This is a genomic window from Micromonospora globbae (genome assembly GCF_003610785.1).
GTDB lineage: Bacteria > Actinomycetota > Actinomycetes > Mycobacteriales > Micromonosporaceae > Micromonospora > Micromonospora globbae.
The window spans coordinates 22,723-48,216 of sequence record NZ_RAQQ01000012.1 but is presented as its reverse complement, the minus strand read 5'-3'; the positions used below and the strand labels follow the sequence as shown (position 1 = coordinate 48,216).

Sequence of the window (25,494 nt, the reverse complement as noted above, 5' to 3'; positions counted from 1 at the left end):
AATCAGTAGGCCCGTGTCACAACTCAGATCGTGAGCTGCCAGTCCGTCCAGCCGTCCACCGGCCGGAAGCCGAGCCGCTCGTTGATCGCGATCATGTGCGTGTTCGACGCGGCGTTGAACGTGTCGATGGCGCGGATCGCCGGCTCGTGGGCGAGCAGGTGGCGCAGATTCTCGATCTTGACGAGCAGGCCCAGCCGGTGGCCGCGGTGCGCCGGGTCGACGATGGTGATCTGCTGGAACGCGTGCCAGTCGGCGGAGGCGCCGACGTCGAGCAGGGTCCACGCCACCACCCGTCCGGACGCCTCGTGCCGGGCCGCCACGTGGTACTGCCGCCGGCCCCGCGCGGCGAGCGCCCGCTCGACGCCCCGGATCCGCTCGGCGTCGACCCGCTCGGCCTCCCACTCCAGGTCACCCATGGGCGCGTCGGTCGACAGCCGGCCGTCGAGGTAGGCGATGTCGGCCACGTACTCCTCGGGGATGGCACCGTGCCAGCGGACCGTGCGGTACCCGGCGGCGTTCGCGCGGGCGTCGGCCAGCAGCGCGTCGAGCGCGCCCTGGTCGACGGCGGTGGGGTCGAGGCGGCGGCGGACCCCGGCGAGCGCGGGTTGTGCGCCCATCGCGGCGGCGAACGCCCCACCCGCCTCCGGCCGCTCCGGACCCCCGGGCAGCGCCGACAACGCCATACCGATGACCCGCTTGCGGCCCCGCTCGCGGAGCAGGCGGCGGCAGTGCTCGTGCAGCGCCCGGCCCACCCCGCGGCGCCGGTGGGCCGGGTGGACGACGAGGTCCGCCGTGGCGTTCTCGGTGTTGTCGAGCTGCGGCAGCTCCAGCGCCAGGTAGCCGGCGGGTACGCCGTCGAGGCGGGCGAGCGCCCACAGCGTGTCGGCGCCCGGCGTCGGGTGGTGCAGGAGCCCGTCGAAGCGCCGCCGGCAGAACGGCGGGTAGTCCGGCACGTCGGCCGCGTAGGCCGCCGCCCCGATCCGGTACGCCTCGTCGATCGCGGCCGGGTCGGCGGCGTCGAACGGCGCGATCGTGATGCCCATGCGGTGAGGGTGCCCGGACACAAACGATCGGGCCAGCGATTAAACCGCTGGCCCGATCGGACGTTGGTCGGGAGGGACGATCGCACAACGCCTCCGGCGTTGGGTCGCAAGAACTCAAAGTCTTCGGCGATACGCCCTCCCGCACGGAGCATCTTGCGCCGTCCGGTTCCTGCCGTCAAGTCCTTAGCGGCGGGTTTTCCGCACGGAGAGCGAAAAGCCGGCTACCCGGCGAATCCGTCCGATCCCCCGCCCGGGCGATCCGCTCAGCCGAGGAGGCCGGCGTCGCGGGCGGCACGCAGCGACGGGCGGATCCGGTGAGTGGGACCGACCTGCCCGGCGACCGCGTCGATGGTCTTCAGCCCCTCACCGGTGTTGAAGACGACGGTCTCCGCGGCCGGGTCGAGCTTGCCGGCCTCGACCAGCTTGCGCAGCACCGCGACCGTGACCCCACCGGCCGTCTCCGCGAAGACGCCGGTCGTCCGGGCCAGCAGGCGGATGCCGGCACGGATCTCGTCGTCGTCGGCGTAGTCCATCCAGCCACCCGAGCGGCGGACGGCCTCCAGGGCGTACAGGCCGGCGGCCGGGTCGCCGATGTTCAGCGACTTGGCGATGCCGGTCGGCTTGACCGGGACGATCTCGTCGCTGCCGGCGTGCAGGGCCGTCGCGATCGGGTTGCATCCCGCCGACTGCGCGCCGAACACCCGCCAGCCGCCGGCCGGCGCCTCGACGAGCCCGATCTCCACCAGCTCGGCGAACGCCTTGTCGATCTTCGTGAGCAGCTCGCCGGAGGCCATCGGGATCACCACCTGCGCGGGGATGCGCCAGCCGAGCTGCTCGGCCACCTCGTAGCCGAGCGTCTTGGAGCCCTCGGCGTAGTACGGGCGGACGTTGACGTTGACGAACGCGGTGTCCTCGAACTCGTCGGTCTCCACCAGCTCGCCGCAGAGCCGGTTCACGTCGTCGTACGAGCCGTCGATGGCCACCAGGTCGCCGCCGTAGACGGCGGTGGTGACCACCTTGCCCTGCTCCAGGTCGCCGGGGATGAAGACGACCGACGGCGCGCCCACCCGGGCGGCGTGCGCGGCGACCGAGTTGGCGAGGTTGCCCGTGGAGGCGCAGGCGAAGCGGGTGAAGCCGAGCGCCCGGGCGGCCGTGAGGGCCACCGAGACGACCCGGTCCTTGAACGAGTGGGTGGGGTTGGCGCTGTCGTCCTTCACCCACAGCGGCGCGGTGATGCCCAGCTCGGCGGCCAGGTGCGGGGCGGCCACCAGCGGGGTGAGGCCGGGATCCAGCGTGACCCGGGTGGCCGGGTCCTGGCCGGCGGGCAGCAGCGCCGCGTACCGCCAGAGGTTGGCCGGCCCGGCCTCGATCTGCTCCCGGGTCACGCGGGCCAGCGCCGCGCTGTCGTAGTCGACCTCCAGCGGGCCGAAGCACTCGTAGCAGGCGTGCTGCGCGGCGAGCGGGTAGCGGGCCTGACAGGCGCGGCAGACGAGGGCGCGGGCGGGGCTGGCGGTGGTGTCGATGCCGGACGCGGCGACGGTCGACGTCATGTCGAGAGTCCTCTCATCTTTCCCCGCATCGCACCCTGCGGCGGGGACGGAATTGGCACCTGCCCCGCCGTCGCTCGTCGGTGAGCGTGCGGAGTGGTTGCCGGGGCGTCATCGGGCCGTATCCCTCAGCCCCTCTGGATGAGGTGTTCAGTTGTGCCGCCGAGTCTATTCGCCCGCCCCGGCCCGTCCTCCCCGGGTTCCCACGGTGTGAGCGGCCGATCGGACCGGCGGGGGTTGCGACACCGTGGTGACCTCCTTCCGCCGGAGGCCACCACGACGCCGCCCCTCGGGTCCGGGGCGCGTGGGCCCTAGCGGGCCACGACGGCGACGGGGTCGACGACCGCCACCGGGTCGGCGACGGCGGTCGTCTCCGGCTCCGAGCGCCGCGAGACCATCCGGGCCCGGGTGACGAGGTTGGCCGCCACGAGGGCGGCGATGGTCACCGCCGCGCCGACCAGCTCGATCGCGGTGGGCCGGTAGCCGCGGGCGATCTGCACGGCGAACGTGGTCACCGGGACGAGGTTCATGAACAGCGCCGCGTTGGCCGAGCCGAGCCGCCGCACCCCGGTGTTCCAGGCGAGCACCGCGATCACCGCGGCCACGATCACGGCGTACGCCAGCTGCGGCGCGACCGCCACGAGGTCGGCGGCGGCCGGCAGGTGCTGCACCCCGGCGAGGTCGGCGCCGGCGCTCGCGGCGAGCATGGCGAGCGTGCCAGCCGTGGCGGTCAGCGTCGTGTACCGCAGCGGCGACCACCCGACGAACCGGCTCCCGCCGTGGGTGTAGATCGCCCAGCCGAGCACCGCCGCGATCATCATGAGCCCGCCGACGCCGAACCGGTCGAGCCCGGCCAGGCTGCCGCGGGTGATCACCAGGCCGACGCCGACGAGCGCCACCAGGGAGAGGGCCAGCAGGGCCGGCCGCGGGCGTACGCCGTCACGCGCCCAGCGGACGAGTTGGGTCACCAGCGGCGTGGTGGCCACGAAGAGGGCGGTCTGCTGCGGCGTGGCGTGCTCCAGAGCCAGGTTGGTGAGCAGGTTGAAGCCGGCGAAGCCGACCACGCCGAGGACCACGATCTCGACCGCCCGACCCCCCGGGCGCAGGCTCGGCAGCCCCTCCCGGAGCAGCAGGAGCGCGATCAGGACGGCCGTGGCCAGCACGTACCGGGTGGTGGTCAGGTTGAGCGGATCGACCCGGGCCAGCGCGCTGGCGAGGACCGGGAACATGACTCCCCAGCTCAGCACGGCGAGCAGGGGGAAGGCGGCAGCGCGGGAACGCATCAGTGGAACTCCCGATGTTCGAGTAACGTCGAACCAACGCCGACCGACACTATGCCCTTGTTCGAGTATTGTCGAACAAGGGTTACACTGGTCACATGGAGATCCACGAACCCGAGCTGCGCGAGGTGCCGGTGACCGTCGTGCTCGCCGCCCTGGCCGACGACGTGCGGCTCCAGATCGTGCGGACACTCGCCGAGGGCGGTGAGTACGCCTGCGGCACCTTCGAGTTCGGCGTCTCCAAGGCCACCCGCAGCCACCACCTCAGGGTGCTGCGCGAGGCCGGGCTGACCCGCACCCGTGTCGCGGGCACCAGCCGCTACGTCCGGCTACGCCGCGAGGAGATCGACCGCCTCTACCCCGGGCTGCTCGACGCCGTCCTCAGCCGCGCCGCCCCGGCGGTCACGTCCTAGCCGATCCCGGCGGGCGGTGACCTCGTCGAGCGCCGCCGGGACCACGCAACCACCGAGATCACGCAACTTCGTGGATGTAGTGGTCTCCGCGGCTCGTCGAGGCCACTACATCCAGGAAATTGCGCGGCCCGACCCGGGATGCGCGGCGCGGCGCGGGCTGCGCGGCGCGGGCCGGCCCGGGGTGCGCGGCGCGACCCGGCGGGGCCGGACACGCCTCGCCGGTGGGAGGATGCACCCGTGACACCCCGACCGGCGCGGCTGCGACTCCTGCTCAGCGGCCTGCCGCTCGTCGTGGCGCTTCCCCTGGCCGCCTGCACCGCCGGGGCCGAGCCGACCACACCCGCCCCCGTGCCGACGGTCACGCCCACGGCCACCCCGGCCGGGCCCGCGACCTGCCCCGAGTCGGGCGTGCTCATCCGCTCGACCGGATCGGACGCCGCCATGGGCCTGCGGGCGCTCGGCCTCGAGCTGGTGAACTGCGGCACCGAGCCCTACGAGCTGAACGGCTATCCCGTGCTCGTCGTACGCGACGAGCAGCGCCAGCCGATCACCCTCACGGTCGTCGACGGTGCGAAGGGGATCACCTCCGGCTTCGACGCGCCGCCCCGCCCGCTCACGCTCCGCCCCGGCGATCGCGCCACGGCCGCCGTCCTCTGGCGCAACACGTTCACCGACTCGACCGGGGCGCCGACGAACGGCGCGTACCTGGACGTGGCGCCGGCCGACGGCCGGCCCGCCCAGGCCGTCGACCCGGACGGGCCCATCGACCTGGGCAACACGGGGCGGATCGGCGTCAGCGCCTGGACGCGCGCGGAGCCGGCGACGCCCGCGCAACCGCCCGCGCCGTCGCGGCCGAGCGGCGCGCCGTCGGTGGCCGTCACGCCCGACGGCCGGGTGTGACGGCGCGGCCCGCTACGACGTGACGTCCTTGCGGGTGAAGCGCCAGTACGCGAGCGCCCAGAACAGCGTCGCGTAGCTGATCGAGGAGATCGCCCCGCGCACCACGTCGTCGGTCTGCACCGGGGTGGAGAGCAGACCCAGCCACGCGGTGCTGAAGTGGGTGGGCAGGAAGGCGCGCAGCCCGCCGAGCGCGGTGATCTGGTCCAGGATGCTGGAGAGGATCCAGAGCAGCACCGCGCCGCCGACCGCGCCGAGCGCCGCGTCGGTGCTCACCGACAGCAGGAACGCCAGGCCCGCCACCACCAGCAGGACGACCGCCAGGTAGCCGAGCACGGCCAGCAGCCGCAGCAGCCCCTCCCCCGGTGGCAGTTCGGCGGCGACGGCGCTGCGCAGCGGTGACCAGCCGTAGCGCAACGTGCCAGCGAGCAGGGCCGTGCCGGCGAGCAGCAGCAGAGCCGACGCCGAGTACGCGAGCGCGACGAGCAGCTTCACGGTGAGCAGCCGGGCCCGGGGCACCGGCACGGCGAGCAGGTACCGCAGGCTCCCCCAGCTCGCCTCGCTCGCCACCGTGTCGCCGAAGAACAGCGCCACCACCACGACGAGCAGGAACGACGCGGACACGAAGATGGTGAACAGCGTGAAGTTCAGCCCACCCGAGGTGGCGAACGAGATCAGGCTGGCGAACTCGCCACCGCCGTTGTCGTCGTCCCCGGCGTCGAACTGGAACGCGATCAGGATGATCAGCGGCAGCAGCACCATGAACCCGAGCGCCAGCTGCGTACGCCGGCGGGCCGCCTGGCGCCGGAACTCGGCCGCGAACGGGAGCGTGGCCGACGGCCGGTAGCCGGGGGCGGCGCCCACGGTGGAATTGCTCATCAGCGGTCCCCACTTCCCCGCGAACTCTCGCCCACCAGGGCGAGGAACGCGTCCTCCAGGCGGCGCCGCGGCACCACCCGGTCCACGCCGATGCCGGCACGGACCAGCTCGGCCACCACCTCGCTGCGGGCCGTGCCGTTGGTGTCCACCACGAGCTGCCCGTCGCTCTCGGGCAGCACCCGCACGCCGTCGAGCCCGTCCAGCACGGCCCGCGCCGCCGCCAGGTCGCTCACCTCGAACAGGACGCTCGGCGACTCGCCGACGATCTCCGCGACCGGCCCGGACGCCACGATCCGGCCCTTGTTGACCACCACGGCGTGGGTGCAGGTCTGCTCCACCTCGGCGAGCAGGTGGCTGGAGACCAGCACGGCCCGGCCGTCGGTGGCGTAGCGCTGGAGCACCCGGCGCATCTCGGCGATCTGCGGCGGATCGAGCCCGTCGGTCGGCTCGTCGAGCACCAGCAGCTGGGGCAGGCCCAGCATGGCCTGCGCGATGGCGAGGCGCTGCCGCATGCCGTGGCTGTACGTCTTGATCTTCCGGTGCACCGAGTCGCCGAGGCCGGCGATCTCCAACGCCTCGTCGAAGTGGGCGTCCGCCGCCGGCCGCCCGGTGGCGCGCCAGTACGCCCGCAGGTTCTCCAGGCCGCTCAGGTGCGGCAGGAAGCCCGGCCCCTCGACCAGCGCGCCGATGCGGGAGAGCACCGGGGAGCCGGGCACCAGGCGGTGCCCGAACACGTAGATCTCCCCGGCGGTGGGCTGGGTGAGCCCCATGAGCACCCGCAGGGTGGTCGTCTTCCCGGCGCCGTTCGGCCCGAGGAGGCCGACCACCTGCCCGGGGTGCACCTCGAAGTCCACGTCGGAGACCGCCACGAACCCGTCGGCGTACTCCTTGCGCAGACGGCGCACGGCGAGCGGGATGTCCGCGTACTCCGGATGCACGGAGCTGTCGTGACGGCGGTGCCGGCGGCGCACCACGGCCACGACCACGACGAGCCCGACGGCGATGGCCGCGAGCAGGCCCAGCAGCACCCAGCGCCAGACGGCCGCCGCCGTGGGGATCGGCTCGCCGGCCACGTCCGGCAGGGCGACCGGAGCGTCGCCCGCCGCGACCGTGTAGACGGCCGGTTCGGGCGGCGTGGTGTACGCCTGGTCCGAGGTGGCCACCACCACCCGGAGCCGGTGCCCGGCCTCGAACCGGTGGACGATCGCCGGCAGGGTGACGGTGACCGGGCGGGCGTCGGCGGTCCGCTCCGGCAGCCCGGTGAGCCGCACCGGGGCGATGAGCCCGTTCGGGAGGGTGGCGGCGCCGTTCGGGTCGACGTCGTAGAGCTTCACGAACAGCACGGCCTCGCCGGTGGGCGACGCGGCCCGCAGCGACACCGTGGGGGCGCCGACCACGTCCACCGCCTCGCTGAGCGGCGCCGACTCGAAGCGGGCGTGCTGGCCGGGCACGTCCCCCGCCACGCCGTCGAGCAGGCCGGAGAGGCCACCGGCGAAGGGCACCGACGAGACGGCCGCCGGGTTGCCGTTCGGCGGGTTGGCGATCGCCTGCTCCGGGCCCGCCACGGTCACCTCGGTGCGGCGCGTGCCCCCGAGCCCCGGGTAGTCGGCCGTCCGGTAGCCGGTGGCGACGAGCCCGCGGTCCATGGCGTCGAAGCCGGCGATCCGCGACCAGGTGAAGTCGTCGCCCGGGGCCTCGCCCTCGCCCTTGACGTAGTGGTCCAGCCACTGGGCGGTGAGGAACCGCACCCGGTCGGAGTCGGTCCGTGGTCCCGTGTCGCCGTCGTGGCCGCCGGTGAACCAGGCGACGCGCACGGGCGTGCCGTTGGCCGCGATGCCCCGCGCGTTGGCGTCCGCCTCGCCGAGCGGGAACAGGCTGTCCGCCTCGCCCTGCACGAGCAGGGTGGGCGCGGTGATCCGGTCGAGCACGCCGGCCGGGCTGGACCGGCGCAGCAGGTCCACCGCCGCCTGGTCGGCGCGGCCCGTGGTCGCGATCCGGAGGTACGCGGCGCACACGTCGGCCGCGAAGCGACCGCAGGACGGGTCGGCGGCGGCGCCCGGCGCGTGGCCGGGTCCGGTGCCCGGGCCGGCGCCGGGACCGGGACTCGGCGGACCGGCCGACGCCGGTGCTCCCTGCGGCTGCGCGGCCGTGGTGCCGGACAGCCCGGCCGGCCCGGAGCCGACCGAGCCACCGCCGCCGAAGAAGAGGCCGGCCCAGCCCTTCTTGAACACGCCGGCCGTGGTGGGACCGCCCGTGCTCTCCGGCAGGAAGCTGCGGGCCAGGTCGTTCCAGGTGATCATCGGGACGATGGCGTCCACCCGCCGGTCCTGGGCGGCGAGCAGCAGGGCGAGCCCACCGCCGTACGAGCCGCCGACCACGCCGACCCTCGGGTCGCCCGCGGCGTCGGTGCGGACCTCCGGGCGCGCGGCGAGCCAGTCCAGCAGCCGCTGCGCGTCGCGCACCTCGTAGTCGGGGTGGTCGAGGTGGATCTCGCCGCCGCTGCGGCCGAAGCCCCGCGCCGTCCAGGTGAGCACGGCGTACCCGCGACCGGCGAACTCCTCGGCGTCGTCGCGCACCGAATCCTTGGTGCCGCCGAAGCCGTGCGCCAGCAGCACGGCGGGGACCCTGTGACCGGCCGAGGCGTCCTCCGGCAGGTAGAGCGTGGTGTCCAGGTCGATCGGCTGCTGCCCGTCCGGTCCGGAGCGGACGGTCAGCATCGCCGCCTCCGTACGCACCTGCGGGCCGCGTGGCAGCACCGCCCAGACCACGGCGGCGGCCACGAGCACGGCGACGACCGCGGCGGCGACCGCCCGGCGGCCGGTGGGCAGGGCACGCCGGATCGACGGAAGCGATCTCATGCGGCACACGGTACGGGCCGACTCCTGAGCGTTGGCTGAGATCCGCCGTACGTCCGTCCGGCCGGTCCGATCGTCGCCACGAGAGGTGCGGCCGCCCACTGCCGGGGACGTCTCGGCGAGCCGAGTTCGGATTCCGTGAATTCCGATCTACCGCTGGAAATCGGCCTTCATCGCTGCATGTCACGCGCCAGCCGCCCACGCACCGTGCCGGCCGGGCGGACGAACGGTGACACCACCCGAAGTGACGCAAAGCTGACCGAGCGACGGCGGGATCACCGACCCGCGCTTCGGTTACGTTGCCGGTCCGGTGTACGGGACCAACGACGGTCACCCCGGAACCCCGACACCACCCCCGTCCTCACCTCCGCCGGAGGAGACGCACCAAGACCGTCCCCGCGTCCCGGGTCCGTCCACGGCCCGCCGGCCGCGTGCTGCCCCTGCTGCTCGTCGTGGCGCTGCTGGCGCCGCTGGGCGTGCTGTTCCAGCAGGCGTGGCGGCTCACCGACGACGACCGGAGCCTCGCCGAGCGGGAACGGCTCGGGGTGGAGTACCTCCGCGCCCTCGCCCCGGTCACCGACGCGCTCGTCCAGGCCCAGTCCGCCGCCGTCGCCGGCCGCCCGGCCTCCGGCGCGGCGCTCACGGACGCCGTGGCGGAGGCCGCCGCCGTCGACGCGCGGATCGGCCGCGACCTGCGCAGCCAGGAGCGCTGGGCCGGGGTGCGGGCGAAGCTGGAGGCGCTGGGCGGACGCGCCCCCACCGACCCCGAGGCCACCTTCACCGCGTACGCCGAGGTCACCGACCTTCTGCTGGACCTGCACCGCAAGGTCCGGGAGAGTTCGGGGCTGGTCCGCGACCCGGAGTCGGACTCGTTCTACCTCCAGGACGCGGCCGGGCGGCAACTGCCCGAGGCGATGGTCGCCGCCGGGCGGCTCACCGACCTGGCCACGCTCGCCGCCGGACGCCCCTCCGCCGAGCGGCCCCGCACCGTCGCCGACCTCGCGGCCCTCCGGGTCGCCGCGCTCACCCCGGCCGGCGCCCTCGTCGACGACCTGCGCGCCGCCGTCGACAACTCGGAGAGCACCGACCTCGGCGGCACCGTGCTGACCCCGCTGGACACCTACCAGCGGGCCGTCGAGGCGCTCGCCGCCGCCTCCGCGCCCAGCCGGACGGGCGTGGCCGACCCCGGGCCGCTCGCCGGCGCCCGCCTGAACGCCCACGCCGCCGCCGAGCAGCTCCAGCCCGTCATCCTGGCCGAACTCGACGCGCTGCTGGCCGCCCGGGTCGACCGGCTGGAGCGGGACCGCCGGCTCACGGCGGCCGGCGGCGCGCTCGGCGTACTGCTGCTGCTCACGCTCGGCGGTGTCCTCGTCGCCGCCGGACGGCGGCGGGCCCGCGCGGTCCGGCCGGAGCCGGCGGCGCCGGAGAACGGGGCGTGGCCGGTCGCGTCGGAGCCGCGCCCGTTGCAGCCCGCCGGCCGGGGCGGCGACCCGGAGGCCGCGCGCTGGGGGCCCGCCGATGCTGCTCGGTAGGCTGCGGATCCGCGGCAAGCTCGCCCTGCTCGTGGTCGTCCCGCTCATCAGCATGGTCGGCCTCACGGTGCCCGTGGTCCTCGACCGGGTGGCGGTCGCACAGCGGGCCGCCGAGACCGCCGACCAGGTCCGGCTCGCCAGCCGGATCGGCACCCTGGTGCAGGACCTGCAACAGGAACGCATCCTGTCGATCGGCCTGCTCCTCGGTCGGGTGGAACGCGCCGAGCTGGTCCGCAGGACGGCCACCGTGGACGACCGGGTGGCCGACCTGCGCACCGATACCGGGCTGCCGCCCCTGGTCTCCGACGCGCTCGACGGCGTACGCGCGCTCACCGACCTGCGTGCTGCCGTGCTCGCCGGCACCGCCAGCCCCGGCCAGGTGCTGGACGCGTACGGCCCGGTCGACCTGGCGCTCATCGACTCGCTGCGGCTCGCGTTCGACGTGGACACCGACACCGCCGCGGGCCAGCAGGTGCTCGCGCTGGACTCCCTGCTGCGCGCGGACGAGGGACTGGGCACCTGCGCCACGCTGATCGTGCTCGTCAAGGCGACGGACGACCCGGCCGTCAACAACAGGTTCGTCGCCTGCATGGCCGCGCTGCGCGCCGAGAGCCTCCGGTTCCGCAGCCTCATCACGCCGGAGCAGCGCAAGCTCACCGAGCTGAACGACGCGGCGGTCGCCGCCCGCACCAGCGCCGACTTCCTCACCACCAGCGTCGTCGACCCGGCCGGCTCGGTCCGCAACGTGCCACTGGACGCGCTCTTCCCGTCGGCCCGGTCGATGGTCACCCTCGGCCAGTTCATCGAGAAGAAGGTCGTGGCCGACGTGCTCGCCGAGGTGACCCGGGAGCAGCGGCGGGCGCTGACCGGCGCGTACCTGGTCGCCGGGGTGGCCGTACTGGTGCTCGGGGCGGCGCTGCTGCTCGGCGCGGCCGTGGCCCGGGCCGTGGCCCGCCCGCTGACCCGGCTCACCCGCTCGGCCGACCGGGTGGCGCGGGTCGCCGAGGCCGAGCTGGTGCGGGTCGCCGACGACGAGGCGGAGAGCGCCGCGCCGGTACGCCTCGACCCGGTGGACGTCCGGGCCCGGGACGAGATCGGCGACCTGGCCCGCGCGTTCGAGCGGGTGCAGGCCACCGCCGCCCGGCTGGTCGAACGGCAGGTGGCCGGCCGGCGCAACGTGGCGCAGATGTTCGGGCACGTCGGCCGGCGTACGCAGAACCTCGTCGGGCGGCAGATCGCGCTCATCGACCGGCTGGAACAGCGGGAGACCGACCCCGAGCGGCTGGCCGACCTGTACCGGCTCGACCACGTCTCCAGCCGGCTGCGCCGCAACGCGGGAAGCCTCGTGGTGCTCTCCGGCTCGCCGGGAACGGACGCGTACGTGGCACCGGTGCCACTCGCCGACGTGGTCCGGCTCGCGCTCGGTGAGATCGAGGACTACACCCGGGTGGACGTGCGGGTGCCGGCCGAGATCGCGGCGTCGCCCGCCACGGTGGGCGACCTCGTGCTGGCGCTCGCCGAACTCATGGAGAACGCCACCACCTTCTCCCCGCCGCACACGCGGGTGGTGGTGAGCGCCGAACGCACCGACGGCGGCGCCCGGCTCACCGTGACCGACCACGGCATCGGGATGACCCGGGAACGGCTGGCCGAGGAGAACGCCCGGCTGACCCGGCGGGAACGGCTGGACCTGGCCCCCACCGAGGTGCTCGGCCTGTTCGTGGTGGGGCGGCTGGCCCGTCGGCACGGCTGGACGGTGCGCCTCGCGCCCACCGACGGGGGCGGGGTGACGGCCCGGCTCGACGTCCCGCACGAGGCGCTCGTGCTGAGGCGTACCGAACGGGCCGGCGCGGCGGTGGCCCGGGCGGCGGTCCCGGCCCGCGACCGGCGCTCCCCCGCCGGCCGCACGCCGCCCGGAGTGGCGCCGCCGCCGCCCGCGACCGCGACACCGGCGGGAGCGCCGCCCGTGACCACGACGTCGGCGGGACCGGCGGCCGGGCCCGTGGCGGTACCGCCCGCCGGGACCACGCCGGGCGGGCTGCCCCGGCGGCCGGTGCGCCGGCGGGCGGACCCGCCGGTGGTCCGGCAGCGGGTGCCGGGGGCCAACCTGCCGCCGACCGGCCCGCCGGGCGCCCCGGTGCCCGGCCCCGCCGACGACCCGGCGGCCGCCCGCGCCCTGGTGGAGGCGGTGGAGTCGGGCGTACGCCGGGCCGAACTGAGCCGGCGTCCGCCCACGCCACCGGTCGAGCCCGGCGCGCCGCCCCGGCTGAACCGGCGTGTGCCGGGGGCCAGCCTCGGGCCCGCGCCCGCCCGGCAACCGATCAGCTCGCACCCGGGGGACCCGGCCGAGGTTCGTGACCTCGTGGCGGAGTTCGAGGCGGGCGTCGCCCGCGCCCTGCGTGAAGTCAGTCCAGCCCGTCGCGACGAAGAGGGATCATCACGGTGACCAGTTCCTTCCTGCACGACAACGTCGAGCACCCCGGCGGACCCGCGCCGGCCGGCGACCTCAGCCCCGAGGCCCGTACGTTCAACTGGCTGCTCGACTCGTTCACCTCCGGCACGGCGGGTGTGCTTGAGGCGATCGCCGTCTCGTCGGACGGGCTGCTGATGGCCATGTCGGCCATCCGGGACCGGTCCAACGCCGAGCGCCTCGCCGCCGTGGTCTCCGGCATGACGAGCCTGGCCGGCGGCGCGGCGAGCTGGTACGCCCTCGGCGGGCTGAACCGGGTCATCGTCGACATGGCCGACGGCTACCTGCTGATCAGTGCGATCAGCAGCGGCTCGGTGCTCGGGGTGGTCGCCGACCGGTCGGCCAACCTGGGCACCGTCGCGTACGAGATGACGCTGTTCGCCGGCCGGGCCGGTGGCGCGCTCACCCCCCGCCTCATCGCCGAGTTGAAGAACGCCGCCCAGCAATGACACCCGACGCCGGCGGCGAGGGCGACCCGGAGCAGCGGGTGCGGATCCGCCTGCGTGCGCCCGTCGCGGGCGCGGCGGCGTCCGCGCCGGATCCCGGTCCCGAGGGCCCACGCCCGTTCGTGCTCACCGCCGGACGGGTGGCCTCCGCCGACCCGGCCATCGGCCTGGAGACCCAGGTGACCGCCGAGCCGGGGGCGTCCGACGACGAGGTCGCCCTGCTGCCACCGGAACTCCAGGCGATCATCGCGCTCTGCGCGGAGCCGATCTCCGTGGCCGAGATCTCGGCCCGGACGCGGCTGCACTTCGGCGTGACCCGCGTGCTGGTCGGCGACCTGCGCGCGGCCGGTCACCTCGAGGTGCACCTCGGTCCCGGGGACGGCGCCTCCGACCCCGAACTCATCCTGCGAGTGATTGATGGACTCCGTGCGATCTCCTGACTGGCCGGCGGCCCCGCTCGGCGGGCTCGCCGCGAACAGCGCCGCCGCCCGCTACGGCACACCCTCCGGACCCGCCCCCGCGGTCGGGCGGGCGCAACCGCCGCATCCGGCCGAGCCGGCGTACCCGCCGGCACACCCGCCCGCCCCGCCGGCGCCCGTGGCGGGGCCGAGGCCGGAGGCGCACCCCGGCCGACGCGCGGCGCCACCCGTACCCGTCAAGATCCTCATCGCCGGCGGCTTCGGCGTGGGCAAGACGACCACGGTCGGCGCCATCTCCGAGATCGCTCCCCTCACCACCGAGGCGGAGATGACGAGCGCCGGGATCGGCATCGACGACCCGGGCGCGCGGTCGGCCAAGACCACGACCACCGTGGCCATGGACTTCGGCTGCGTCACCATCGACCGCAGCCTCAAGCTCTACCTCTTCGGCACGCCGGGCCAGGCCCGGTTCGGCTTCATGTGGGACGACCTGGCCCGCGGCGCGCTCGGCGCGCTCGTCGTGGTGGACAGCTCGCGGCTGGACGACTGCTACCCGGTCGTCGACTACTTCGAGCAGGCCGGGCTGCCCTTCGTGGTCGGCGTCAACGCCTTCGACGGGCGGCTGGCACTGGACCTCGACGCGATCCGCTGGGCGTTGGCGATCGGCGAGCACGTGCCGCTGGTGCGGTTCGACGCGCGGGACCGGTTGTCGGTGCGGGACACCCTGCTGGTCGTCCTGGACCGCGCACTGCAACGTGCCACCCGGGACAGGGGGGCCTGAACTCCCGGGCGGTGGAACCCGTTTCCTCGAAGGGGTGGTCGTGGTGAGAGGTGGGTTGGACGAGACACTGGCCCGGATGGCCCGGCGCGAGGAGGCGCTGCGCCGCCGGGCGGAGCCGCCCGAGCCGGTCACGCCGGTGCGGCCGGCGGAGCCCGCCGGCCGGGAGCCGGGCGCGCACCGCCGGGAGGAGGCCACCGCGGGCGTACGCCCGGGAGGCGACCCGCTCCAGGAGATCGCCGACGCGGTGCGGCGGGTCGTGGCGGGGCATCCCGGCCTGGCGGTCACGGTACGGGTGGAATGGGACGGTCAGGCGTACCCGATGCGGGTCGCCTGGACCGGCGGTGAGGTGACGGTGGCCGAGGAACCCGGCCCACCGCCGCCCTGGCCGGCGTCGCAGCCGCCGGCGTCCGCGTGGCCGGCCGGAGGCGACGCGCCGGTCCGGGGCCCCGCGGCCCGCCTGGCGGAGCTGATCCGCCGCGACCCGACGCTGCTCACGGACCGCGAACGGTAGCGGGACCCGGCGGGAGCGTGCCGCCGGCGGCTAGGGTCGGGCGGTGGCGCAACCTGACCTGACCCTGACCGCGAGCCTGCGCCCGGCGGCGCTGGACGCCCGTCGCGGCGTCGTCCGGCTGCACCCGGAGGTGCTGACCGCACTGGGCCTGCGCCCGGGCGACCCGGTCCGGCTCACCGGCCGGCGGGTGACCGCCGGGATCGCGGCGGCGGCCGCACCGGGCGCGAGCACCGCCCTGCTCTACGCCGACGACCTGGTGCTGGGCAACCTCGGCGTCCGCGACGGCGGGCAGGTGACGGTGGCGCCGCTGCCGGTGACCCCCGCCGGTCGGGTCACCCTCGCCGGGCCCGTGGAGATCGTGGCCGCCGTGAGCCCCGAGATGCTGCGGCTGGCCCTGCTCGGGAAGGTGGTCACCGCCGGCGACGACGTGTCGCTGCTGCCCCAGGACGTGGCGCCGGACGCGTCGATCCGCAGCCTCGTGGCGGCGGCCCGGCGCAGCCTGGCCAACACGGTCGGGTACGCCTGGACGAGCACCTTGCTCACCGTGGTCGACGCGCAGCCGGCCGGCGGCGTGCTGGTCACCATGGACACCCGGGTGGGATGGGAGCACGGGGCGGTCACCCACGGCTCCGCCGAGGCCCGCCCGCCGGCCGCCGCGAACGCCACGGCAACGGCCGCCACCGCCGGGTGGGGCACGACCGGGGCGGGGACGCCGGGCGCCGCCGGGGCCGGGGCGGACGGGCCGGGCACGGCAGGGCCCTGGGCCGGTGCGACCGGGAGGCGGGACGCCCGGGCCGACGGGAGCGCTGGTCCGGGCGGCGAGGTCGAGGCGGCGGTGCCGACGGACGGCCCGGCCGTCGACGAGCTGCCCGGGCTGCGCACCCAGGCGGAGGAGCTGACCGAGCTGCTGGACCTCGGGTTCCACCACCGGGAGGTGCTGGACCGGCTGGGCACGAGCGTCTCGCTCGGCGTGCTGGTCAGCGGACCGGCCGGCTCCGGCAAGTCCGCCCTGGTCCGCGCGGTGGCCGCGCAGGTGGGCGCCCGCGTCTGCGCGCTGTGGGCGCCGGAGGTGGCCGCCCTGACCAACCAGGCCGCCGCGGAACGGCTCCGCGCCGCGGCCGCCGCGGTCGGCGCGGGCGGCCCGGCCGTGCTGCTCGTCACCGACGTCGAGGCCCTCGCCCCGGCCGACGAGCCGGGTCCGGTGGCCACCGTGTTCCGCCAGGTGCTCGCCGAGACCGTACGGGCCGGGGCGGCCGTGGTCTGCACGACCGGCCGGCCGGAGGCCGTCGACCCGGCGCTGCGCGCCCCGGACCTGCTCTCCCTGCGCATCACCATCCCGCTGCCCGATCCCGCGCTGCGCCGGGAGCAGCTCACCGTGCTCACCCGCCAGGTGCCGCTCGCCGACGACGTCCGGCTGGACGAGATCGCCGGCCGGACGCCCGGGTTCGTGGCCGCCGACCTGGCCGCGCTGGTACGCGAGGCCGGCGTACGGGCCGCGCTGCGGCAGAAGTCGGCGCGGACGCCGACGGTGGCCATGGCGGACTTCACGGCCGCGCTGGAGGTGGTCCGGCCGACCACGATGGCCGCGTCCACCCTGGAACTGGCCACGGTGACCCTCGACGACGTGGGTGACCTGGTCGAGGTGAAGCAGACGCTCACCGAGTCCGTGCTCTGGCCGCTCACGTACCCGGACACGTTCGCCCGGCTCGGCGTGCAGCCGCCCCGCGGCGTGCTGCTCTACGGCCCGCCGGGGTGCGGGAAGACGTACCTCGTGACCGCGCTGGCCGGCTCGGGGCGCGCCAACGTGCTCTCGGTGAAGGGCGCCGAACTGCTCTCGAAGTGGGTCGGTGAGAGCGAGCGGGCGGTACGCGAGCTGTTCCGCCGCGCGCGCGAGGCGGCTCCCACCCTGATCTTCCTCGACGAGGTGGACGCGCTGGCCCCCGTACGCGGCCAGGCCAGCGACGGCGGCACGACCGACCGCGTGGTCGCCGCACTGCTGACCGAGCTGGACGGGGTGGAGGCGCTGCGGAACGTGGTGGTCGTCGGCGCCACGAACCGGCCCGACCTCGTGGACCCGGCGCTGCTGCGCCCCGGCCGGCTGGAGCGGCTCGTCTACGTGCCGCCGCCGGACGGGCCCGCCCGGGCGGAGATCCTGCGCGCGGCCGCCCGCACCGTCCCGCTCGCGCCGGACGTGGACCTTGACGAGCTGGCCGCCGACCTGGACGGGTTCTCGGCGGCGGACTGCGCGGCGTTGGTCCGCGAGGCGGCACTCGCGGCCATGCGCGAGTCGTTGGCCGCGTCCACGGTGACCGTCGCGCACGTCGCGGCCGCCCGGCGGCGGGTGCGCCCCTCCCTGGACCCGGCCCAGCTGGCGCACCTGGCCGCCTACGCCGCCACCCGCACCCCTCCGCGTTGATCATGAGGTTGGCGGGGACCACCTCGGCGTGTCGCGCCCGCCAACCTCATGATCACCGGGACGAACGGGGGCCGGGTGGTCAGTCGGTGGGCAGCAGGGGGCCCAGCGGGCCCAGGTCGAGGTTCAGGTCCTCGGGGGCCAGGCCGAAGTACTCGCGCAGCCCGGCCATCTGCTCCTCCAGCGCCATGAGGGTCGTCCCGATCCGCTCGATCTGCTCGTCGGTGAGGTCGCCCAGCTCGACGCGGCGCAGCGCCTGCCGCTCCATCAGCTGCCGGAGCAGTTCGATCACGGTGAGGACGAGGCTGGCCAGCCCGCGCTCGACGGAGTCCCGGTCCACCGACAGCCGCCGGTCCAGCGGCGTCACCCGCGGCGGACGCCACTGCGGCGCGTCCAGCGCCGCGGCCAGCTCCACCGCCTCGTCCCGGCCCGCCAGCCCCGGATCCCGCGCCGCGCCGGCCGCCTCACCCGCCGGCCCACGCCCCCGCGCGACCCCCGCCGCCTCGTCCCGGCCCGCGCCCGGCGCGCCGTCCCGTTCCGTCACCAGTCGCCTCCAGGGAGGGCGCCCGCCGACGGCGCGTCCGGGCCCGGCACCGCCGCCGCACCGCCCGCCGCCGGCGGCTCGGGCGGGGCGAGGGCGCCGACCGAGGCGATCAGCGCACGCAGGGAGATGCGGACCAGGTCCACGTCGGCGATGGACAGCGTGATGTCGCCGCTGACCACCACGCCCGTGGCCAGGACCCGGTCGAGCAGGTCCACGAGGGCGACCGGCCGGTAGGCCAGCGGGTCGTCGGCGCTGTTCGGCGCGAGCGAGGTGGTCACCATGCCGGCTCCCGCACCCGCGCGGGCTCCGCGGGCCGTTCGGCCACGAAGGAGTACGGCGGCCACGGGCCGGTCAGCTCCAGCCGCAGCTCCGGATGGCGGGCGCCGAGCGTCTCCACGAGCCCCGCGAAGCCGGCCGCCGCGGTGGCGTCCACGAGGTACGCGCCGTTGAGCGCCATGGCGGTGGGCGCCCCGGAGAGCCGACGGTCCTGCGGCGCGTGCCGCCGGGCGGCGACCGCGTGCCGAGACAGCGCCTCGTGCACGGCCGCCGCGGCGGCAGCGGCGTTCCGCTGCACGTCCTCCCGTGCGGTGAGCTGTGCCCGGCGCCGCCGCAGGTACGCGGCTCCGGCGCCGCCGGGGCCGGCGGTCTCCTCGGCCTGCGGCACCGCGCCCGGCACGACGTACCCCTTGACGCCCCACTCCCCACGCCCGGTGAGCCGGTCGAGCAGGGCGGCCAGTTCGGCGCGGCGCTCGGTGAGCGAGGCGGCGACCCGGCCGTCGTCGTGGTGCACGGTCGCCAGGCGGGCGGGCACGACGGCGCCCGCCCCCGCCAGCGCGTCCACCACCCGGTGGTGCGCCCGGGCCACCCGCTCCAGCCAGGCCAGGTCCTCCAGGTTGCGGTGCAGCGCCTCCTCGCCGTACTCCGTCAGCGGCACCGCGCTCACGACGGCCACCAGGCCGGCCGCGCGGACCGGGCGGACCGGCTCGCCGGTCATCCCCGGCAGGCCGCTCAGCAGCCCGAGGTCCGCCTCCCGGAGCACGCCGTGCAGCCAGCGCCCGGTGTCGCCGGTGCCCGTCCGGGCCTCAACCGTCGATCTCATCCCACTCCTCCCGTCCGACGTCCCGCCGCCGGGCCCGGGCGGCGACCCGCGGCCGGCGTTCGGCCTCCACCTCCTCCGGGTCCCGCGGGCCGGGCTCCACGGGTGGGCGGGCACGGGAACTGAGCCAGGGATCGTGCTCCCACCAGTCGATGCCGATCTGGCGTGCGGTGTCGACCGACGCGATGACCAGCCGGAGCTTCAACGTCAGCAGCTCGATGTCGAGCAGGCTGACGCGGATGTCACCGGCGATCACGATGCCCCGGTCGAGCACCCGCTCCAGGATGTCGCCGAGGTTGGCCGGCTCGTGCCCGGCCGGCAGGACCTGGCCGGAGTTCTGCACCACGGACGGCGTACTGGTCATCTCAGCCCACCTCGCCCTTCCCCCGCTGGTAGCGCCGCACCCGCCGGTAGCCAAGCAGGGCGCCGTCGATGTCCAGCTGCACCTCGTACAGTCCGAGCAGGTCCGTCGAGGCCGGGATGCGGCGGTCCTCGACCACCTCCACGCCGACCAGCCAGCCGTCGCGCACCGCCTTCAGCGACGTGGTGCCCACCGGCTCGCGTCCGGTCAGCTCGACGATCTGGCGCAACCCCTCGCGCGCCGCCTCGGCGGCCGACAGGGGCTCGACGTACTCCTCGTCGCCCTCCCACTCGTCCTCCGGCTCCGGTTCACGCCGCCGGGCCCGGTCGCCGTCGCCGCGGATCCGATCCATCACGCACACCTCCCCCGCGTCGTCGCTCCGTGTCCGCCCGCCGCGCCCGCCGTACGGGGGCCCGGGCGGGCCGGCCGCCGCCCCGGGCAGGCGGCCGGTCCTCCCGGTCCCGCGCGGCCGCCGGGCGTACGCCACCCGTGAGCCTCTCCAGGACCTGCTGCTGCCGCCGGTCACGTTCCTCCGGCGACAGCTCGCCGGCCGCGGCCGCCGCGTCCAGCTCCTCCAGTTCCCGCCGGATGTTGATCGGGTTGGTGCGCTGCGACTCGGCCTCCCGGGCGATGACCTTCACCACGGCGGTGAGCCCGCGCACGGGCGCGTACGGCAGGGTCAGCAGCGCCCAGAGGATGTCCACGCCTCACCCCGCCAACTGGTGGGCGCTCACGAAGTCGTACGGGGCGAGGGGCCCGCGCAGCCGCATCCGCACCAGGCCCCGCCGCTGCTCGGCGAACTCCTCGACGGCGTCCACGAACTCGTCCTCGCTGTCCTCGTCGACGAGGAAGGCCGCGTGCACGGCGTCCAGCTCGTTGCTCGGCGGTCGCGCGAGGCCGGACACCGCGAGCGGGCCGAGGAGGTCGAGCAGTTCGCGGTTCTCGGCCTCCCGGCGCAGCTCCACGGCCTGGCTGATGATCTCGCCGAGCCGGATCCGCTGCTCCCGGGTCTCCTCCTCCGGCCGCCCGCGCACCTGGTCGGCCAGGTCGGCGGCGGCCGGGTTGTCCTCCAGCACACCCTGGACGAGCGCCGACTCCTCGTAGCGACCGTGCACGATGTACTCGAATCGGCCCTCCAGCTCGTCCAGGGCCTCCGCGAACCGGTCGCCGTGCGCGTCGAGCAGGTCGGCCACCGCGTCGGGGCCGGTGACCACCGTGCCGAACCGGACCGGCAGCACCGGGGCGACGGCCGCCGTGCCGTCGAGCAGTTCCTCGTACGCGGTGAGGTCCGCCGGCCGGCCGAGCGCCGCCTCCAGCGACACCTCGCTCACGAGGGCGGCCACCCGGCCCTGCCGGACCACCGTCACCTCGCCGGGCGGGTCACCGACCCCGGACGCGTCCGGGGTCGGCTCCACGTCCGACGGCACGATCCCGTAGATGAACAAGCCCCGCTCCTCAGCCATCGGACCGCTCCTCGTCCCGGCGCCGGCGCCGGGGCCGCTCGCGGTCCCGGTCCGAGCCGAGTTCCTCGACCGCGTCGCGGACGGCGCCGCCGATCGCGCCGACCGTCTTGCCGAGGCCGGACGCGGCCTTGCCGGCGCCCACGGCCCCGGACGCTCCCTCCACCAGGTCGGGCAGCCCCTTCTGGTTACGCGGCGTGATGTCGAGCCGGTCGACCGCCTGCGCGAACCGCAGGTACGTCTCGACGCTCGCCACCACCACGCGGGCGTTGATCTCCAACAACTGGATGCCGACCACGGCGACGGAGACCTGCGCGTCGATGACGACGCCCTTGTCGAGCACGGTCTCCACGACGTCCGCCAGGCTGGACGACGACCCGCTGCGTTCCAGCGCGCCGCCGGCCTGACCACCTGTGGTTGCGACAGTCACTCGTCTGACACCTCCCGACGACGGCGGACCACGGGACGACGGGGGGTCTGGGGAGCGCGGCGGGCCCGTGGCTCCTCCTCGGGCTCGGGTTCCGCCCGGCGGGCCCGCGACGCGGGCGCCCGCCGGCGCACCGGACGCGGTTCCTCCGGTTCCTCCGGCTCCTCCTCGTACTCGTCGTCGTAGTCCTCGTCGTACTCGTCCTCGTACTCCTCGTCGGCGGGGCGACGCCGCACCGGGCGGCGGCGCGCACGCACCGCGCGCCGGCGGGGGCGCTCCTCCTCGCCGACCTCCTCTTCGGGGCGCTCCGGCGGTTGCTCCCCGGCCTCCGGGTGCTCCTCGGCCGGCGGACCCTCCCGCCGGGCGCGCTCCTGCTCCTCGCGTACGGCCGTGTCGTGGTCCCGGACCACCTGGGAGTCGCGGATCTCGCCCCGCCAGCCCTGTACCGAGTCCGGGTCGAGCACGGTGTGGGTCATCACGTGCCGGACGAAGTGCTTGAGTTCCAGCCGTACGCGGCGGCCCTGCGCGCGCCACAGGTTGCCGGTGTGTTCGAAGAGGCCCTGCGGGTGGTACTCGAGCACCACCAGGATCCGGGTCAGGTCCGGGGTCAGCTCGTGGAAGCTGACCGTGCCGTCGACCGAGCCCTTCTCGCCCTTCGACCGCCAGTGGATGAGCTTGTCCGGGATCTGCCGGACGACGGTCGACTCCCACGTCCGGTGCGACCAGAAGACCTGCGCCTTCCAGGTGAGCTTCTCGTCGGACTCGGTGTCGACGTTCTCGACCTTCTTCATGAAGCTCGGGAAGTCGCCGAACTGGGTCCACTGGTTGTACGCGACCCGGACCGGCACGCCGACCTCGATCGCCTCGACGATGTTGGTCACCTTGAGCTTCCCGCCGCCGCGCTCGCCGCCCTTGCGCCTGCCGAGCGCCGACATCACCTTCTCCTTACCGCCGGCCATCCCGGCGTGGATCATCGCCTTCACCGGGGAGTCGCCCTCGGCCATCCGCTGCGCGCCGGTGGCCGCGGCGATGAGGCCGGGACCACCGCCCTGCTTGGCGTACTCGCTGAGCCGGTGGGTCGCGCTCGTGAGCTTCTCGGTCACCACGGAGGCGGCCCGCTCGCCGAGCGCTTCGGCCAGGTTCCGCACGTCGTCGGCGAGCTGGCCGCGGACCTTGCCGGCCAGGCCGCCGGCCTCGTGTCCCACCATGTCACCGCCCCCGCCCCTGGGCGGCGGGCTCGGCCGTGTCGGACCGGCCCGAGTCGCCCGACGGCTCGTCGGCGCCACGGTCCCTCGACGTCTGGCCGGTCACCTCGGCGGAGCGGCGGCGCAACGTGTCCGCCGAGTTGCGGAGCTTCCCGCTGAGCGCGTCGATGCCGTTGCCCGCGGCCGCGGTGGCGGCCGCCTTGCCGGCGGCGGCGAGCGGGCCGCCGAGGCGGCCGAGGTTGGTCAGGTGGGGGGAGGCCTGGAGCAGTTCGCCCCCGCGTTGCAGCAGCCCGCCGGGGTGCATGCTCGCCCGGCCGGCCGCGACGGCCGCGGCCAGGGCGAGCGCGGTCCGCAGCTTGCGACGGCGACCGATCAGGTACCCGAGACCCACGGCGAGTCCGATTCGTGTTCCGCTGTTCATCTGTTCTCCTTCGCTCCCCCGCGGTCCGGACGCCTGCCGCCGGCGGGGCCGGAAGAAGGGGCCCGCTGAGTGACGCGAGCCGGGACCTTCCGTCCGGCGTCCCGTTGTGGCGGACCCGGCGGGCAGTACCCCACGGCATGACCGCGAAACCGCATCCGTGCCATTCCGGGAAATGCGAGCGAAATGAATTCCGAAAAGCGGGTGATCATCGCGCCAAAAGGGGCGATGAGACACGTAGAGGCAGGTCAGGAGTGCGAAAAGGACAGCCGGTCGACGACCGCGCGAATCGGTTCAGAGGGCCGGCGGAGTCGAATCCAGACAGATTTCCGCGTACACCTTGCCGGCGTCGTGACGCAATGTGGCGCCGCATTTTTCGAGCACCTGGAGCGCGCCGGTGTTGTCGGAGGTGGTCTCGGCCACCACGGTGCGCATGCCGGCCGCGGCCGCCTCGTTCAGCAGCTCCCGCAGGGCCGCCCCACCGACGCCCTGGCCGCGTGCGGAGCGGCCGAGCCACATGCCGGTCTCCACCGTCCCCGGATCGTCACGCCGGGTCATCCGGACCATCCCGACCACCTCGCCGCCGGCGAGGATCGCGTACATCTGCGTCCGGGTCGGGCCGGCGAGCCCACCGAAGCTGGCCCGGTGGAACTCGCGGAACGCCTCCCGACGCGCGTGCGACCAGCCCGCCGGCGCCTCCACCGGCGGCATCACCTCACCGGGCTCCGCCTCGGCGGCCGCTACGGAGAGCAACGGCTCAAGGTTGTGCTCGTCCACCGGCGCAATCCGGACCTCACCCGTCACGTCGCGCAGTCTGCCGCCCCTACCGGGAGAAGTCCACCCCATTCGGCGGTGACTGGCGGTCCGTCGCCAGGTACCGACCGGTCGGGTGGACCGGGTCCGGCCTTACGCTCCGCTGTCGCCCGGACCGAACTCGCAGAGGACCACCGACGCGTCGTCCGCGCGCTTGTGCCGGCGCAGCCGGTCGGACAGGTCCCGCTCGGCGGCGCGTACGCGGCCGATGAGGGCGTCCGGCCCCTCGGCGCTCACCAGGTCGAGCAGCCCCGACCAGTCCATGAGGTCGAACTGCTCGACGGCCGCGGAGGCGCCGTCGCTCAGCAGCACGGCCCGGCGCAGCGCCCCCGGCCCGCGCAGCGGCACGGTCCCGGTCACCGCGTGGTACGCCGCGTCGGGGTCGGACGCGGCCACCCAGTAGCCGTGCGTACGGTTCATGCGTTCCCGCTGGATGCCGACCGCCTGCCGGAACCGGGTGGTCCGGTCCGCGGTCCCGGCCGGCACCGCCGCCACCGTGCGGCGCAGCTCCGCCATGGCGGCGTCGAGCCGGTCGTCCGACACGACGCTGACGCGCCCGCCCGCGTCCAGCACCAGCGGGCTGTCGCAGAGCACGAGGTAGTCCACCTGGTCGCCGCCCTCGCGCAGCAGGCAGACGGTGCTGGAGGGCGTTCCCGGATGGTCCAGGTCGCACACGCCGCCGTGGTCCGCGCGTACCGCGAGGATCGCCGCCGCGAGGTTGCTCATGAGACTGGCCGTGGGGCGCACCGCCTCGGCCAGCCCGATCCGGGCGGCGAGGTGCCGGACGTACCACTCCGGGCCGTGCACGCATCCGGTGTCGAACCCCTCCGGCACGGTGGCGCCGTCGAGCACGCCGACGAGGGCGCCGAACCGGAACACGAGATCCTCGTTGACGTCCCGGCCCGGCGCCGGCGCGGAGGCGGAGCGGACCCGCATGAGCGGGGCCCGCCCCACCGCCCGTACCGGCTCAGCCACGCCGGACCTCGCCGACGGCCTCCTGCGTCTCACCGCGCACGTGCTGGGCCGCGGACCGGCCCTCCTCGGCGACGGCGGCGGCGCCCCTGGCGGCGGTGGAACCCACCGACCGGGCCGCCTCCTGCGCGGGGCCGCGCATGCCGGCGGTGAGCTGCTGGCCGAACTGACCGGCCTGGTGCCGCAGGTCGCCAGCGTGCTGGCCGACCATCTCCCGGGCCTGCCCGGCCCACTGCCGCTCCCTGCGGCTCGGCGGCATCAGCGCCGAGACCAGCACACCGGCGCCGAAGGCGAGCAGACCGGCCGTCATCGGGTTGCCCTGCGCCTGCTCCCGGGACTGGTGCCCGATCGAGCGGGCCTGCTGCCGCGCGGAGTCGGCGGCGTGGGACATCCGCTCACCCGCGTGCTCGCCCATGTGCTGGACCGAGCCGGCGGCGGACGACATCCGGTGGCCGGCCTGTTCGCCCATGTGCTGCACCGAGCCGGCGGCGGAGGACATCTTCTGACCCGCCGCGTCGCTCATGTGCGACGACGTACCCATCACCTTCTCCTTCATCCGGGTGAGCATGCCCCGGGCCTGCCCGACCCGGTCGCTCGCGATACGCCGCGGGTTGACCTTGTCGCTGAGCGCGTCGACGTTGGTGCTCAGTTCCCCGCGCGTGTACTCGATCTGCTGCCGGATCCGGTCCGGATCGGTCGACATCGTCTGCTC

The 25,494-nt window shown here is 75.4% G+C and carries 27 protein-coding genes and 1 riboswitch; of the genes, 9 read left to right on the top strand and 18 right to left on the bottom strand.

Features of this window, described 5'->3' with window-relative positions:
- Window positions 1–23 precede the first annotated feature (23 nt).
- The 3 genes from D7I43_RS17560 to D7I43_RS17550 form a co-directional block, all read right to left on the bottom strand.
- Window positions 24–1,043, bottom strand: coding sequence for a GNAT family N-acetyltransferase (locus tag D7I43_RS17560; RefSeq protein WP_120329608.1), 1,020 nt, complete (start codon window positions 1,041–1,043; stop codon window positions 24–26).
- Between the two features lie 263 nt (window positions 1,044–1,306).
- Complete coding sequence (gene thrC, locus D7I43_RS17555; protein WP_120329607.1) at window positions 1,307–2,593, bottom strand: threonine synthase; 1,287 nt, start codon at window positions 2,591–2,593, stop codon at window positions 1,307–1,309.
- A gap of 10 nt (window positions 2,594–2,603) precedes the next feature.
- A riboswitch (SAM riboswitch) is annotated at window positions 2,604–2,738 on the bottom strand.
- 163 nt (window positions 2,739–2,901) lie between these two features.
- Window positions 2,902–3,873, bottom strand: a complete 972-nt coding sequence (locus D7I43_RS17550; RefSeq protein ID WP_120329606.1) for a DMT family transporter — start codon at window positions 3,871–3,873, stop codon at window positions 2,902–2,904.
- A 95-nt stretch (window positions 3,874–3,968) separates the two neighbouring features.
- On the opposite strand from D7I43_RS17550, the gene D7I43_RS17545 reads away from it, so the two are divergent.
- Together D7I43_RS17545 and D7I43_RS17540 are read left to right on the top strand one after the other, a co-directional pair.
- Window positions 3,969–4,283 carry an ArsR/SmtB family transcription factor gene (locus D7I43_RS17545; protein ID WP_120329605.1) on the top strand — a complete coding sequence of 105 codons (315 nt, stop codon included), beginning with the start codon at window positions 3,969–3,971 and terminating at the stop codon, window positions 4,281–4,283.
- A gap of 237 nt (window positions 4,284–4,520) precedes the next feature.
- Window positions 4,521–5,183 carry a DUF4232 domain-containing protein gene (locus D7I43_RS17540; protein WP_240033016.1) on the top strand — a complete coding sequence of 221 codons (663 nt, stop codon included), beginning with the start codon at window positions 4,521–4,523 and terminating at the stop codon, window positions 5,181–5,183.
- A gap of 12 nt (window positions 5,184–5,195) precedes the next feature.
- Here D7I43_RS17540 and D7I43_RS17535 read toward each other — a convergent pair whose 3' ends face one another.
- Both D7I43_RS17535 and D7I43_RS17530 read right to left on the bottom strand, forming a co-directional pair.
- On the bottom strand, window positions 5,196–6,059 hold the full coding sequence (locus tag D7I43_RS17535; RefSeq protein WP_120329603.1) for an ABC transporter permease: 864 nt from the start codon (window positions 6,057–6,059) through the stop codon (window positions 5,196–5,198).
- Complete coding sequence (locus tag D7I43_RS17530; RefSeq protein ID WP_120329602.1) at window positions 6,059–8,917, bottom strand: alpha/beta fold hydrolase; 2,859 nt, start codon at window positions 8,915–8,917, stop codon at window positions 6,059–6,061. Before D7I43_RS17530 ends, D7I43_RS17535 begins: the two co-directional genes overlap by 1 nt.
- 428 nt (window positions 8,918–9,345) lie before the next feature.
- Between D7I43_RS17530 and D7I43_RS17525 the strand changes: the two genes are divergently transcribed.
- The 7 genes from D7I43_RS17525 to D7I43_RS17495 are packed head-to-tail and all read left to right on the top strand — an operon-like array spanning window position 9,346 to window position 17,489.
- Window positions 9,346–10,446 carry a hypothetical protein gene (locus D7I43_RS17525; protein WP_120329601.1) on the top strand — a complete coding sequence of 367 codons (1,101 nt, stop codon included), beginning with the start codon at window positions 9,346–9,348 and terminating at the stop codon, window positions 10,444–10,446.
- Window positions 10,433–12,892, top strand: a complete 2,460-nt coding sequence (locus tag D7I43_RS17520; RefSeq protein ID WP_120329600.1) for a sensor histidine kinase — start codon at window positions 10,433–10,435, stop codon at window positions 12,890–12,892. Before D7I43_RS17525 ends, D7I43_RS17520 begins: the two co-directional genes overlap by 14 nt.
- Window positions 12,889–13,365 carry a roadblock/LC7 domain-containing protein gene (locus D7I43_RS17515; protein WP_192902180.1) on the top strand — a complete coding sequence of 159 codons (477 nt, stop codon included), beginning with the start codon at window positions 12,889–12,891 and terminating at the stop codon, window positions 13,363–13,365. Before D7I43_RS17520 ends, D7I43_RS17515 begins: the two co-directional genes overlap by 4 nt.
- Entirely contained in the window at window positions 13,362–13,802 is a 441-nt protein-coding gene (locus D7I43_RS17510) for a DUF742 domain-containing protein (protein WP_120329599.1), read from the top strand. The genes D7I43_RS17515 and D7I43_RS17510 overlap by 4 nt, the downstream gene beginning before the upstream one ends.
- Window positions 13,780–14,562 carry a GTP-binding protein gene (locus tag D7I43_RS17505; RefSeq protein WP_192902179.1) on the top strand — a complete coding sequence of 261 codons (783 nt, stop codon included), beginning with the start codon at window positions 13,780–13,782 and terminating at the stop codon, window positions 14,560–14,562. Before D7I43_RS17510 ends, D7I43_RS17505 begins: the two co-directional genes overlap by 23 nt.
- Before the next feature lie 43 nt (window positions 14,563–14,605).
- The gene (locus D7I43_RS17500; protein WP_120329745.1) at window positions 14,606–15,073 is read left to right on the top strand and encodes a hypothetical protein; all 468 of its coding nucleotides are present in this window, start codon (window positions 14,606–14,608) and stop codon (window positions 15,071–15,073) included.
- Window positions 15,074–15,116: 43 nt separating this feature from the next.
- Window positions 15,117–17,489 carry an AAA family ATPase gene (locus D7I43_RS17495; protein WP_120329598.1) on the top strand — a complete coding sequence of 791 codons (2,373 nt, stop codon included), beginning with the start codon at window positions 15,117–15,119 and terminating at the stop codon, window positions 17,487–17,489.
- Window positions 17,490–17,568: 79 nt separating this feature from the next.
- On the opposite strand, the gene D7I43_RS33665 is transcribed toward D7I43_RS17495, so the two are convergent.
- The 13 genes from D7I43_RS33665 to D7I43_RS17430 all read right to left on the bottom strand — a co-directional run bounded on the left by D7I43_RS33665 (window position 17,569) and on the right by D7I43_RS17430 (window position 25,485).
- A complete protein-coding gene (locus D7I43_RS33665; protein WP_240033015.1) occupies window positions 17,569–18,030 on the bottom strand; it encodes a gas vesicle protein K in 462 nt (153 codons plus the stop codon).
- The gene (locus D7I43_RS17485) at window positions 18,027–18,311 is read right to left on the bottom strand and encodes a gas vesicle protein (protein WP_120329597.1); all 285 of its coding nucleotides are present in this window, start codon (window positions 18,309–18,311) and stop codon (window positions 18,027–18,029) included. The genes D7I43_RS33665 and D7I43_RS17485 overlap by 4 nt, the downstream gene beginning before the upstream one ends.
- Entirely contained in the window at window positions 18,305–19,129 is an 825-nt protein-coding gene (locus D7I43_RS17480) for a GvpL/GvpF family gas vesicle protein (protein WP_120329596.1), read from the bottom strand. Before D7I43_RS17480 ends, D7I43_RS17485 begins: the two co-directional genes overlap by 7 nt.
- Window positions 19,113–19,490, bottom strand: coding sequence for a gas vesicle protein GvpJ (gene gvpJ / locus D7I43_RS34510; RefSeq protein WP_120329595.1), 378 nt, complete (start codon window positions 19,488–19,490; stop codon window positions 19,113–19,115). The genes D7I43_RS17480 and gvpJ (D7I43_RS34510) overlap by 17 nt, the downstream gene beginning before the upstream one ends.
- Window position 19,491: 1 nt before the next feature.
- Window positions 19,492–19,839 (bottom strand): gas vesicle protein GvpO, encoded by a 348-nt coding sequence (locus D7I43_RS17470; RefSeq protein ID WP_120329594.1) that lies wholly within the window; start codon window positions 19,837–19,839, stop codon window positions 19,492–19,494.
- Entirely contained in the window at window positions 19,796–20,191 is a 396-nt protein-coding gene (locus D7I43_RS17465) for a gas vesicle protein GvpG (protein ID WP_120329593.1), read from the bottom strand. The genes D7I43_RS17470 and D7I43_RS17465 overlap by 44 nt, the downstream gene beginning before the upstream one ends.
- A 3-nt stretch (window positions 20,192–20,194) precedes the next feature.
- Window positions 20,195–20,950 carry a GvpL/GvpF family gas vesicle protein gene (locus D7I43_RS17460; RefSeq protein WP_120329592.1) on the bottom strand — a complete coding sequence of 252 codons (756 nt, stop codon included), beginning with the start codon at window positions 20,948–20,950 and terminating at the stop codon, window positions 20,195–20,197.
- Window positions 20,943–21,377, bottom strand: a complete 435-nt coding sequence (gvpJ, locus tag D7I43_RS34505) for a gas vesicle protein GvpJ (RefSeq protein ID WP_120329591.1) — start codon at window positions 21,375–21,377, stop codon at window positions 20,943–20,945. The genes D7I43_RS17460 and gvpJ (D7I43_RS34505) overlap by 8 nt, the downstream gene beginning before the upstream one ends.
- Complete coding sequence (locus tag D7I43_RS17450; protein ID WP_120329590.1) at window positions 21,374–22,582, bottom strand: SRPBCC family protein; 1,209 nt, start codon at window positions 22,580–22,582, stop codon at window positions 21,374–21,376. The genes gvpJ (D7I43_RS34505) and D7I43_RS17450 overlap by 4 nt, the downstream gene beginning before the upstream one ends.
- Window position 22,583: 1 nt before the next feature.
- A complete protein-coding gene (locus tag D7I43_RS17445; protein WP_120329589.1) occupies window positions 22,584–23,000 on the bottom strand; it encodes a hypothetical protein in 417 nt (138 codons plus the stop codon).
- A 291-nt stretch (window positions 23,001–23,291) separates the two neighbouring features.
- Window positions 23,292–23,843 (bottom strand): GNAT family N-acetyltransferase, encoded by a 552-nt coding sequence (locus tag D7I43_RS17440; protein WP_396844868.1) that lies wholly within the window; start codon window positions 23,841–23,843, stop codon window positions 23,292–23,294.
- A gap of 60 nt (window positions 23,844–23,903) precedes the next feature.
- On the bottom strand, window positions 23,904–24,785 hold the full coding sequence (locus D7I43_RS17435) for a hypothetical protein (protein ID WP_120329587.1): 882 nt from the start codon (window positions 24,783–24,785) through the stop codon (window positions 23,904–23,906).
- The gene (locus tag D7I43_RS17430) at window positions 24,778–25,485 is read right to left on the bottom strand and encodes a DUF3618 domain-containing protein (protein WP_120329586.1); all 708 of its coding nucleotides are present in this window, start codon (window positions 25,483–25,485) and stop codon (window positions 24,778–24,780) included. The genes D7I43_RS17435 and D7I43_RS17430 overlap by 8 nt, the downstream gene beginning before the upstream one ends.
- Window positions 25,486–25,494 lie beyond the last annotated feature (9 nt).

Bases quoted from the DNA above. Each gene is read 5' to 3' on its own strand.
- D7I43_RS17440 (WP_396844868.1), bottom strand. From the start codon at position 23,843: ATGGGGTGGACTTCTCCCGGTAGGGGCGGCAGACTGCGCGACGTGACG.
- thrC (WP_120329607.1), bottom strand. From the start codon at position 2,593: ATGACGTCGACCGTCGCCGCGTCCGGCATCGACACCACCGCCAGCCCC.
- D7I43_RS17460 (WP_120329592.1), bottom strand. From the start codon at position 20,950: ATGGCTGAGGAGCGGGGCTTGTTCATCTACGGGATCGTGCCGTCGGAC.
- D7I43_RS17510 (WP_120329599.1), top strand. From the start codon at position 13,362: ATGACACCCGACGCCGGCGGCGAGGGCGACCCGGAGCAGCGGGTGCGG.
- D7I43_RS17530 (WP_120329602.1), bottom strand. From the start codon at position 8,917: ATGAGATCGCTTCCGTCGATCCGGCGTGCCCTGCCCACCGGCCGCCGG.
- D7I43_RS17545 (WP_120329605.1), top strand. From the start codon at position 3,969: ATGGAGATCCACGAACCCGAGCTGCGCGAGGTGCCGGTGACCGTCGTG.
- D7I43_RS17505 (WP_192902179.1), top strand. From the start codon at position 13,780: ATGGACTCCGTGCGATCTCCTGACTGGCCGGCGGCCCCGCTCGGCGGG.
- D7I43_RS17445 (WP_120329589.1), bottom strand. From the start codon at position 23,000: ATGAACAGCGGAACACGAATCGGACTCGCCGTGGGTCTCGGGTACCTG.
- D7I43_RS17480 (WP_120329596.1), bottom strand. From the start codon at position 19,129: ATGAGATCGACGGTTGAGGCCCGGACGGGCACCGGCGACACCGGGCGC.
- D7I43_RS17430 (WP_120329586.1), bottom strand. From the start codon at position 25,485: ATGTCGACCGATCCGGACCGGATCCGGCAGCAGATCGAGTACACGCGC.
- D7I43_RS17450 (WP_120329590.1), bottom strand. From the start codon at position 22,582: ATGGTGGGACACGAGGCCGGCGGCCTGGCCGGCAAGGTCCGCGGCCAG.
- D7I43_RS17535 (WP_120329603.1), bottom strand. From the start codon at position 6,059: ATGAGCAATTCCACCGTGGGCGCCGCCCCCGGCTACCGGCCGTCGGCC.
- D7I43_RS17485 (WP_120329597.1), bottom strand. From the start codon at position 18,311: ATGGTGACCACCTCGCTCGCGCCGAACAGCGCCGACGACCCGCTGGCC.
- D7I43_RS17550 (WP_120329606.1), bottom strand. From the start codon at position 3,873: ATGCGTTCCCGCGCTGCCGCCTTCCCCCTGCTCGCCGTGCTGAGCTGG.
- D7I43_RS17520 (WP_120329600.1), top strand. From the start codon at position 10,433: ATGCTGCTCGGTAGGCTGCGGATCCGCGGCAAGCTCGCCCTGCTCGTG.
- gvpJ (WP_120329595.1), bottom strand. From the start codon at position 19,490: ATGACCAGTACGCCGTCCGTGGTGCAGAACTCCGGCCAGGTCCTGCCG.
- D7I43_RS17470 (WP_120329594.1), bottom strand. From the start codon at position 19,839: ATGGATCGGATCCGCGGCGACGGCGACCGGGCCCGGCGGCGTGAACCG.
- D7I43_RS17560 (WP_120329608.1), bottom strand. From the start codon at position 1,043: ATGGGCATCACGATCGCGCCGTTCGACGCCGCCGACCCGGCCGCGATC.